General features: G+C 40.1%; 9 protein-coding genes. 4 read left to right on the top strand and 5 right to left on the bottom strand.

Annotated elements, in window-relative coordinates; genetic code table 11:
* From rsxC to rsxA, 3 genes are all read right to left on the bottom strand, one after another.
* Nucleotides 1–1,813: electron transport complex subunit RsxC (gene rsxC, locus EV693_RS07375; RefSeq protein WP_132501761.1), on the bottom strand; the 1,813-nt coding region annotated here is incomplete at its 3' end.
* Entirely contained in the window at nt 1,806–2,429 is a 624-nt protein-coding gene (gene rsxB, locus EV693_RS07370; protein ID WP_132501724.1) for an electron transport complex subunit RsxB, read from the bottom strand. The genes rsxC and rsxB, both read right to left, overlap by 8 nt.
* A complete protein-coding gene (gene rsxA / locus EV693_RS07365) occupies nt 2,429–3,007 on the bottom strand; it encodes an electron transport complex subunit RsxA (protein ID WP_132501723.1) in 579 nt (192 codons plus the stop codon). The genes rsxB and rsxA overlap by 1 nt, the downstream gene beginning before the upstream one ends.
* Nucleotides 3,008–3,274: 267 nt before the next feature.
* Between rsxA and EV693_RS07360 the strand changes: the two genes are divergently transcribed.
* The 3 genes from EV693_RS07360 (at nt 3,275) to EV693_RS07350 (ending at nt 7,231) form a co-directional block, all read left to right on the top strand.
* Nucleotides 3,275–4,297 (top strand): Fe(3+) ABC transporter substrate-binding protein, encoded by a 1,023-nt coding sequence (locus EV693_RS07360; RefSeq protein ID WP_132501722.1) that lies wholly within the window; start codon nt 3,275–3,277, stop codon nt 4,295–4,297.
* A gap of 206 nt (nt 4,298–4,503) precedes the next feature.
* Nucleotides 4,504–6,156, top strand: coding sequence for an ABC transporter permease (locus EV693_RS07355; RefSeq protein WP_132501721.1), 1,653 nt, complete (start codon nt 4,504–4,506; stop codon nt 6,154–6,156).
* Between the two features lie 52 nt (nt 6,157–6,208).
* Nucleotides 6,209–7,231: an ABC transporter ATP-binding protein gene (locus EV693_RS07350; protein WP_132501720.1), complete on the top strand. Its 1,023-nt coding sequence runs from the start codon at nt 6,209–6,211 to the stop codon at nt 7,229–7,231.
* A gap of 35 nt (nt 7,232–7,266) precedes the next feature.
* Here the strand turns inward: EV693_RS07350 and dusA are convergent, their stop codons facing one another.
* Both dusA and nfuA read right to left on the bottom strand, forming a co-directional pair.
* Nucleotides 7,267–8,235, bottom strand: a complete 969-nt coding sequence (gene dusA, locus EV693_RS07345; RefSeq protein WP_132501719.1) for a tRNA dihydrouridine(20/20a) synthase DusA — start codon at nt 8,233–8,235, stop codon at nt 7,267–7,269.
* Between the two features lie 13 nt (nt 8,236–8,248).
* Nucleotides 8,249–8,845: a Fe-S biogenesis protein NfuA gene (gene nfuA, locus EV693_RS07340; RefSeq protein ID WP_132501718.1), complete on the bottom strand. Its 597-nt coding sequence runs from the start codon at nt 8,843–8,845 to the stop codon at nt 8,249–8,251.
* A gap of 615 nt (nt 8,846–9,460) precedes the next feature.
* Here nfuA and EV693_RS07335 point away from each other — a divergent pair.
* Nucleotides 9,461–10,789: a Na(+)-translocating NADH-quinone reductase subunit A gene (locus EV693_RS07335; protein WP_132501717.1), complete on the top strand. Its 1,329-nt coding sequence runs from the start codon at nt 9,461–9,463 to the stop codon at nt 10,787–10,789.
* Nucleotide 10,790 lies beyond the last annotated feature (1 nt).

Here is a 10,790-nt window from a genome sequence, read left to right as displayed (position 1 = left end):
TTCCTGTAGAACCGACCGCTTGCGTATCCGCTTGTTGATTAACGGCTTGCTGTACTAACTTTTTGGATTTAGCTCGAGCAAGAGCTGCGGCAACAGCCGCTTTACGAGGATCGGTTTCTACTGGAGCGGTCTGTTCAGGGCTATTTTTTGCAGCGATTTCTGTAGTAGACTGTTTTGCTAATCGTCTTGCTTTGCGTTGTGCCATCAATTCGCTATTATCAGGCTCGCCATTTTGTTTCACGTTTGGTTGCATTGGAGATGTTGTATCTGATGGGGCTTTTTTCGCTTTAAGACGAGCAAGGGCGGCAGCAACAGGATCTTCGCCTTGGCTGTGAGCAACTTCTTCTCTACGTTTTTCTGCAGCTTGGGCAATACGAGCGTTTCTCTCTTCTTTTTCTTTATTTAACCTTGCCTCACGTGCTTCAAAACGCTGTTTGGCTTCCTCTGCAAGTTTCGCTTTTAAATCAATTTCTGCAATCTTGGCTTTTTCTTGGCGGAAATACTGAATCAGAGGAATATAGCTTGGACAGACGTAAGCACAGACACCGCATTCAATACAGGCATCAAGGTGATATTCACGAGATTTATCGTGATCTTCAGAGCGTGCAAACCAGTAAAGTTGTTGCGGAAGCAATCCTACTGGGCAAGCGTCTGAACAACTTGAACAGCGAATGCAACTGCGTTCAGGTTCAGGTGGTGCGTATTCAAAATGATCTGGTGCAATAATGCAATTTGCGGTTTTAGTAATCGGCGAGTTTAAAGAAGGTAAAATAAAGCCCATCATAGGACCACCTAAAAAAACAGGAAATCGTTCATCTGATTGATAATCGACCTGTTCAAGGAGGTGAATAATGGGAGTACCTAGTCTTGCCCACACATTGCCCTTGTTGCGGATCTTATCCCCAGTTAGGGTAACAACACGTTCAATGAGAGGTTCATCGTCAATGATCGCACGTTTTACGGCAAAAGCGGTGCCAATATTATGCATCACGATCCCCATTTCAATCGTCCGTTTACCTTGCGGTACTTCTAAGCCTGTTAAAACTTGTATGAGTTGATCATTAGCACCAGATGGATATTTAGTTGGAATGACTTTGATAAACATATCATTTGAACCTATCAAGGCTTTTTCAAGTGCCTTGATGGCTTGGGGTTTATTATCTTCAATAGCAATGACAACTTCTTCTGGGCGTAGGATATAACGCAAGATACGAATGCCTTCGATTAATTCTTGGCTATGGTCTTGCATTAGGCGATCATCGCAGGTGATGTAGGGTTCACATTCTGCACCGTTGATGATAAGTAACTGGCAACGCCTTTCTGCAGCACTTAATTTTGCAGCGGTTGGGAAAACCGCACCGCCTAGCCCTGCAATACCTGCTTGGTAAATTTTTTCGATAATTTGACCGCTAGTTAGCGTGAAAAAATCGGCTATGGGGTGGCGTTCTCGCCATTCATCTTTACCATCGGCTTCAATAATAATGGTTTGTTCAGCAATGCCTGATGGGTGTGATGAAACGTAGGGGGTAATGGCGATAACTGTGCCTGATGTAGGGCTGTGTACAGGGAGTTGGCGATAATGATCGCCTTGGGTGAGTGCTTGCCCTTTGAGAACAAGATCTCCGACATTGACTAATAATTCTCCAGCCATACCGCTGTGTTGAACGACAGGCACATAAAATATTTTGGGTAAGTGAAGACGGCGAATCGGTTTTTGATTCGACTGAATTTTCATTTCTAGAGGGTGAATACCGCCTGCAAAATCCCATAGTTTGCCTGACTTTAAACGGGTTAAAATGTCAAGTTTATCCATTTTTATTTCCTTGACTATTTAGGGGTGATTGGCTATCAATCAAGGATTGAACTGGAATATCCGTGGTATTAACGCTAGGAATGATCAAAGTGGGATCAAATTTCCAATTCCAATTTTGTGCGGTAGGCTTAATGCTAATCATGTCAATACAATTTGTGGGGCAAGGAGCAACGCAAAGTTCACAGCCTGTACAGAGATCGGCAATCACTGTATGCATTGCTTTATTCGTGCCAATAATGGCATCGACAGGGCAGGCAGCGATACATTTAGTGCAGCCGATGCATAAATCTTCGATAATAAATGCAACCTTCGGTTCTGGTTCTTCAATGCAGTCCATTGAGGGGACGTCTACGCCCATCAACTCGGCAATTTTAACCACAGTTGCCTGCCCCCCAGGGATACATTTTGTAATATTTTCGCCATTAGCCACCGCTTGTGCGTAGGGTTTGCAGCCAGGGTAGCCACATTGACCACATTGGCTTTGCGGTAAAATGGCATCAATTTGCTCTACAATTGGGTCAGCTTCTACTTTCAGCTTAATTGATGAATAGCCGAGTATCGCTCCAAATATCAGAGCAATAAATGCGATCACGCCAATAAGATAATAAATTAACATCAGACTTTTACTAACCCAGTGAAGCCCATAAAGGCTAAAGACATTAAGCCTGCGGTAATCAGTGCAATGGAAGCACCTTGAAAAGCCGTAGGAACGTCAGCTGCAACCAGTCGTTCACGTAATGCAGAAAAAAGAATTAATACCAGTGAAAATCCTGCGGCAGCACCAAAGCCATACAGTACCGATTGCACGAGGTTATTGGCTAAATTAACATTTAGCAGTGCCACACCTAAAACGGCACAGTTAGTTGTAATAAGCGGAAGGTAAATTCCAAGTAAGCGGTAAAGTGTAGGGCTAGTTTTATGTACGATCATTTCAGTTAGTTGTACTATTACTGCGATAACAAGAATAAAGACCAGAGTGCGTAGAAAATGGGCGTTTAAAGGAGTGAGAATAAAGGTATCAACCAAATAAGCAGAAAGCGAGGCAACGGTTAGCACGAAGGTGGTTGCCATTCCCATTCCGATAGCGGTTTCAATTTTTTTGGATACACCCATAAAAGGACATAACCCTAAAAATTTTACGAGTACGAAATTGTTAATCAATACAGTGCTGATTACTAATAAAATATATTCCACGTTTTCCTACACCTGTTAATTACTAATCTAAATCGGCTGCCAAGCCAGTCATTATCTGTTTTTTTAAGCCATTGAACAACCCTATTTTCGGCGTATTTAGGCTTGATATGGGGATTTATGTTTTCTTACTGTTTCTTAACTATAAATTATGAATAATCTATTTTGTAAATAAAAACAGTTCGCATTGACTTATAGCGATATAAGGTCTAGAATTTGTCCAACTTTTTATTCTTTATCTATATTTCAATTCAATCAAGAGGATTTGTTATGAAAAAAGCACTCTCCGCCGTTGCATTAGCCGTTTCTGCTTTTGCTTCAACTTCCGCATTCGCTGCTAATGAAGTTAATGTTTACTCTTACCGTCAGCCATACTTAATTGAGCCAATGCTTAAAGAGTTTGAGAAAGCGACAGGTATCAAAGTGAATGTAACTTTTGCGGATAAAGGGTTGGTTGATCGTGTGAAGCAAGAAGGCGAGTTAAGCCCTGCCGACGTGTTATTAACCGTGGATATCAGCCGTGTGAAAGAGATTGTTGATGCAGGCTTAGCACAAAAAGTGGACTCGAAAGTATTGGAGAAAAATATTCCTGCACAATTCCGTGATTCTGGCGATGAGTGGTTTGGTCTGACAACTCGTGCTCGTGTTATCTATTCTTCTAAAGAGCGTGTGGGTAAATTACCTGCGAATTTTGATTATTTAGATCTTGCAAAACCTGAATACAAAGGCAGAGTGTGTGTCCGTTCTGGTAAGAATGCTTACAATGTTTCACTTTTTGCTTCAATGATTGAACATTATGGCGAAGCGAAAACAAAAGCCTTTTTAGAAGGATTAAAAGCAAATCTTGCACAAAAACCACAAGGTGGCGACCGTGATCAAGTAAAAGCAATCAAAGAAGGTGTGTGTGATTATTCCATCGGTAACAGCTATTACTATGGTAAAATGCTCGATGATGAAAAACAAAAGTCTTGGGCTGAAGCTGCTGTAATCAACTTCCCTGGTGGTCAGTTTGGTACGCATGTTAATATTAGTGGCGTTGCATTTGCAAAACATTCACCAAACAAAGCTAATGCGATTAAATTGGTTGAGTTTTTAAGTGATAGTAAGGCACAAAAATTATATGCAGAGTTAAATCACGAATATCCAGTAAAACAAGGTGTTGAGCCGTCTGCGTTAGTAAAAGGCTGGGGAAGCTTCTCTGCAGACGCATTAAAACTTGAAGATATTGCGAAAAACTACGAAAAAGCATTGAAATTGGTTGATGAAGTAAAATTTGATGATTTCGCTAAGTAAGTAGCAATACAAGTTGTTTGAGCATGCATAGCTTATGAACAAGCGGTACATTTTGAGTGATTTTTTGCAGAATTTTTGCTTAATTTGACCGCTTGTTGTTACTATTTTATTGGGCGTTGTTCATTTATCTATAAAAATTTTCACGGACGCATTTAAGCGTCCTGTTCTGTTTTTAACTGTCCTTGAATTTAAGGTAAAAAGTTGCAATGAGAAACCGTCATTTTATTTGGCAGCTATTCGCACTTTGTCTAACTTCGTTAGTATTGTTGCCTTTGGTGGCGATTGTATATCACACCTTCGATGGAAAATGGCACAATTTGGTGCATCTTTGGCAGACAATGTTGGGGCATTATGTGATGAATTCGGCATTGTTGGTGATAGGCACTGTGTTGCTGTCATTGTTGTTTGCGTTGCCTTCTGCGTGGATTGTGGCAAATTATCAATTTACAGGACAAAAAATATTGCAATGGTTACTCTGTTTGCCTTTAGCAATGCCTGCTTACCTTATTGCTTATCTCTATACTGACCTGCTGGATTATTCAGGGGCTTTTCAAGAATGGTTACGTTCTATTTTTGGTTGGCAGCGTCCGCAAGATTATTGGTTTCCTCAAATTCGCACGTTGTATGGTGCGTGTTTTGTACTTGCTTTAGTGCTTTATCCTTATATTTTTCTGCTCGCTCGTGTCGCATTGTTAGAACAATCTGAAAATTTATTACAGAGTGCCAAGATGCTGGGAGCAAGCCCACGCCAAATCTTTCAACGGATCACTTTGCCACTTATTCGTCCTGCGATTGCAGTGGGAATGAGTTTGGTGGCGATGGAAACGCTTGGTGATTTTGGTACGGTAGCTTATTTTGCTGTGCCAACTTTAACCACGGCAATTTATGACTCTTGGCTTGGTTTTCGAGATTTAGGGACAGCGGCACGCATTGCGGTATTTATGCTATTAATGATTTTTCTGTTTATTGTGTTGGAGCAATATAGTCGCCGCCGTCAAAAAAGTTATCAGCGGGGTTATGAGAAAAAATCTGCGTTTAAAATATTACGAGGCTGGCGGCTGTGGCTTGCTCATTTTTGGTGTTGGGGGCTATTATCACTTGCCTTTTTTATTCCATTTGGGCGTTTGCTCTATTGGGCGTATGATTATTTTGAGCAGGCTTGGAATTTAGATTTTGTTCGATTTGCACTGAATAGCTTGAAGGTATCGTTTATTGCGTCAATTGTTACGGTATTTGTTGCTTTAGTTCTACATCTTGCTTATCGTATGGCGGTCAATTACAAAATTTGGCAGCCAGCTCACCGCTTATCATTACAATTAGCTTCCTTTGGTTATGCTATTCCAGGGACGGTATTAGCGATAGGTTTATTATCTCCGTTATCTTTTGCTGATCATCAGCTTCACGCTTGGTTAAAATCTTTTTCTTTGCCTACGGTGGGTTTAGTTTTTTCAGGATCGATGTTTGCGTTAGTGATGGCGTATACGATTCGTTTTTTGGCAATGGCGATTGGCAGTATCGACAGCTGTCTTGGGCGGGTATCTCCCTCTTTGGATATGGCAAGCCAAACTTTAGGGAAAAGTGGTGTGGGAATGTTTAGAAAAATTCATATCCCTCTTATCTCAAAAGGGATTATCACTGCCTTGTTGATGGTCTTTATCGAAAGTATGAAAGAGCTGAATGCTTCATTATTATTAAGACCATTTAATTTTGATACGCTTGCAACTTATGTGTTTACCTTCACGTCAGATGAACAATTAGAAAAAGCTGCACTACCTGCGATTGTATTAGTGCTGGTGGGATTAATTCCTGTTATTTGGCTGACTCGTTCTCTTGTATTGCAGTCTGAAAAAGGACGTTAAATAAGTGTTTCAAAGGCATAAAAAGCCATTAAAGGAAATAAAAACATTAAAAATGAAAGTATTAGATGTTCAACAATTAAGTTGTCAATTTGGACAAAATGTCATTCTTCAATCATTAAATTTAGCGGTAGAGGAAAATGAGATTGTTTGTCTGTTAGGGGCAAGCGGTTGTGGTAAAACAACGTTATTAAAAGCAATCGCAGGCTTATTGCCTATTACGACAGGTTATGTCGTGCTATCGGGAGAGGATCTGCATCAAAAAGCAGTTGAAGATCGTAAAATTGGATTAATTTTCCAAGATTATGCTCTATTTCCACATTTAACGGTGGCAGAAAATATTCAATTTGGATTGAATAAATTGCCAAAATCTGAACAGCAACAAATAACTGAAAAAATGTTATCTGTAGTACAGTTACACGGTTTTGGGCAGCGTTTTCCTCACGAACTATCAGGCGGACAACAGCAGAGAGTGGCAATTGCAAGGGCATTAGCTTGCCAGCCTGAGCTGCTTTTACTTGACGAGCCTTTTTCTAATATTGATAGCCAAACTCGTTATGTGATGATTCAAGAAATCAAGCAGATCTTAAAAAGCCAAAATGTACCTGCCATTTTCGTCACTCATAGTAAAGAAGAAGCCTTTGCATTTGCTGATAAGATTGCCGTAATGGATCAAGGTAAAATTGTTCAATTTGGTACACCTACAACACTCTATTACACTCCTTACAACCCCTTTGTTGCTGATTTTATGGGCGGCACAAATTATCTTGATTGTCATATTGAAGATGATGGAATGTTGCATAGCCCAATAGGGGGTTATCGGCTATTTCCTGATATGGATTATTCTCAAGGGCATTATTACTGGCTACTGCGTCCTGAACAAATTTTGCTGAAACAAGATTTAGCAGGGCAGGGGGTTGTGGTCGATAAGTTATTTTTAGGGCAATTCTATCGTTATCAAATTGCCATTAATGGCGTTAAGCTAACGGCTTGTCAAATGGTAGAGTTACCTTTGCAGGCATCGGTATCTGTAGGATTTCAATGTCGAGATTTGGTATTGTTTGAGAATAAGATTTAAAAGTGTACTTGCTACTGGCATAAATTGCTTAGTTACTAGGTTACGAATTTTAATGCTTGTTCTACGACTTCAATGCCAGCTCCTTGTTTGCAGGCGTTCTCACTTAGATGTCGTCTCCATTGTCTTGCCCCTCGGCATTGCTGGAAAACTCCTAACATATGTCGAACGATATGATTGAGATAAATACCTTGGCTGAGTTGTTGTTCAATGTAAGGCAGCATTTTTTCCACAGCCTGACGGGCGGTAACAAGCGGTTGATTTTGACCAAAAATTTGCAGATCAATTTCGCTTAATAATGACGGATTTTGGTAAGCCTCTCGCCCAACCATCACACCATCAACGAATTGTAAATGATGTTTGATTTCTGCAAGCGTTTTAATTCCACCATTAATGCTGATGTTTAAATGTGGAAAATCTCGCTTGAGCTGATACACTCGTTCGTAATCCAGGGGCGGAATTTCTCGATTTTCTTTTGGACTTAGACCAGATAGCCACGCTTTGCGTGCGTGAATAATAAAATCTTGGCAGTAGGGCTGAATTTTTTCGATAAAATCACATAAGAATTCATAGCTGTCTAATTGATCGATTCCGATACGATGTTTGACAGTAATCGGAATTTTGACGACTTGTGCCATTGCTTCCACACATTGTGCAACCAATTCTGCTTTGCTCATCAAACAAGCACCAAACATTCCGTTTTGTACTCGATCAGATGGGCAGCCAACATTTAAATTAATTTCGGCATAACCACGATCAGCCACTAATTTGGCACAGGCAGCCAATTGAGCAGGATCACTGCCGCCAAGTTGTAGAGCAACAGGATTTTCACAGGGATCATAGTCAAGTAAATCGTATTTAGCGTGCAAAATCGCAGGGGCTGTAATCATTTCTGTATACAGTAGGGAACATTGGGTGAATTGTCGATGAAAATAACGGCAATGGCGAGTTGTCCAATCTAACATTGGGGCAACAGAAAAACGTCCACGATAAGTTGGATTGAGCATAGATTAAATGATATTAGTAATAAGAATGTTCACCGTGTTGATGTTCGGTTGCATCACGAACGCCAGCTAGCTCATTAGGGAAGAGGGCAAGAAGCTGCTTTTCAATCCCCTCTTTTAATGTAACATCAACCATTGAACAGCCATTGCAGCCACCACCAAATTGTAGAATAGCAAATTTATCTTCGGTAATTTCAATCAGTGTAACTCTTCCGCCGTGGCTGGCAAGCTGAGGATTGATTTGTGTTTGAATAACGTAATCTAGACGTTCAATAAAAGGGGCATCGTCAGCGACTTTACGCATTTTGGCGTTAGGTGCTTTTAGTGTTAATTGCGATCCCATTGGATCAGTAACATAATCAATTTCTGCTTCATCTAAAAATGGTAAGCTAATTTCATCAACGAATGCAGAAAAACTCGCAAAGTCTATTTCAGTATCGGTTTGTTCTACTGCATTTGAAGGGCAGTAAGATACGCCGCATTCTGCACTGGGCGTCCCTGGGTTGACGACAAAAATACGGATATTTGTTCCTTCTGCTTGCTGGTCAAGTAATTTGCGAAAATGCGTTTGTGCAGCATCTGAAATTTGAATGTTGATTGCTTTTTCCATCATTTTTCATCTTTCCTAAAGCTTAATGTTGATTGAAATTGTCAAGTATTCTACTCTTGATGACTTGGATTGGCTAGTGCTAAAGTCAATATGGAACGACAAAGCAACAGATGAGGCTTGAAAATGCTTCCTAATACTTCCTAAGTTGTAAGGTATTTTATTTCTTATATTTTTTTGCCTTCCTGTTTCCTTTATCAATTGTTATTTGGCGGTAAGATTTTTGTTCTTTATTAGTTGATTTTTGCTGTGTGTCATTTTACTTTTTGATTTAGTTCAAATTTTTAAAAGAAAAATATTGCTTTTAGGTGGTATTTAGGGGGTATTTTTGGGTACAATGTCATGTTTTATTTTCGTATGCATTTTGATAATTTGTTGTAGTAGCATTTGTGAATGGTTTGTGAATTCATCAAAAATGCAAAAATTTGAAATAAGAAAATCAGGTGTAGGCAAATTATGGAGCATTTCCTCTGTGGGAAAACGCAGTGGAACGAAAATCAGATTTGAGAACTTAATGCAGAAAACAGAAGCGTCATTGTGATTTGCTTTACATTCTGCAACTCAATGGAGTGGTCGTAATTTTACGACTGTTTTTTTAACCCAAGAAAAGTAATAAAAACTATGATTACAATTAAACAAGGCTTAGATCTTCCAATTTCGGGAAAACCTGAGCAGGTAATCCATAACGGTAATGCCGTTACTGAAGTTGCTGTGCTTGGCGAAGAGTATGTGGGTATGCGACCTTCAATGAAGGTGCGTGAGGGTGATGTAGTAAAGAAAGGTCAGGTGCTTTTTGAAGACAAAAAAAATCTTGGCGTATTATTTACAGCACCCGCTAGCGGTGTGGTGAAAGCCATTAATCGTGGTGAGAAGCGTGTTCTTCAGTCGGTCGTGATTAGCGTACAAGGTACAGATCAGGTAATGTTTGCCCGTTATGATGATCTGAAATCGTTGACGACTGAGCAAGTTAAGCAAAACTTGGTGGAATCAGGACTGTGGACAGCGTTTCGCACTCGTCCATTCAGTAAAATTCCTGCGTTAGATGCAGAACCGTCCTCAATTTTTGTCAATGCCATGGATACAAATCCGCTGGCGGCTGATCCAGTAGTGATTATTAATGACAAGTCAGAAGCATTTAAAAATGGTTTAACTGTTCTAACTCGTTTAGGCAAAACGATTAATTTATGCAAAAAAGCAGGGAGCGATGTCCCAAATATAGATGGGGTGAGTTTACACGAATTTGACGGAGTTCACCCAGCTGGTTTAGTGGGTACACACATTCACTTCATTGATCCTGTCAGTGCAACAAAATCTGTTTGGCACATTAGCTATCAAGATGTAATTGCAATTGGGCATTTGTTCACAACAGGTGAGCTGTTAGCAGATCGTGTGGTATCACTTGCAGGTCCTCAAGTGGTTAAGCCTCGTTTAGTGCGGACTCAATTGGGAGCAAATCTTTCTGAACTGACTGCAAATGAGCTTGTAAGCGGTGAAAATCGAGTTATTTCAGGTTCTGTGTTAAATGGTGTGAAAGCAGCTGGAGCATTAGGTTTTTTAGGGCGTTATCACAACCAAGTTTCTGTCGTTTTAGAAGGTCGTGAACAAGAGTTATTCGGCTGGATTACACCAGGTTCAAATAAGTTTTCGATTACTCGTACTGTGTTGGGGCATTTTGCAAAAAGCAAGTTGTTTAATTTTACAACGGCTGTCAATGGTGGTGAGCGTGCTATGGTGCCAATCGGTTCGTATGAACGTGTAATGCCATTGGATATTTTGCCAACGTTATTATTACGTGATTTGATTTCTGGAGATACAGATTCAGCTCAGGCATTGGGTTGTTTAGAGCTAGATGAAGAAGATTTAGCACTCTGTTCATTTGTTTGCCCAGGTAAATATGAATACAGTTCAATCTTGCGTGCAGCATTAGATAAGATTGAAAAGGACGGTTAAA

Source organism: Nicoletella semolina (assembly GCF_004345745.1).
Lineage (GTDB): Bacteria > Pseudomonadota > Gammaproteobacteria > Enterobacterales > Pasteurellaceae > Nicoletella > Nicoletella semolina.
The sequence above is the reverse complement of the archived record's forward strand: the minus strand, read 5'-3'. Positions and strand labels throughout refer to the sequence as shown.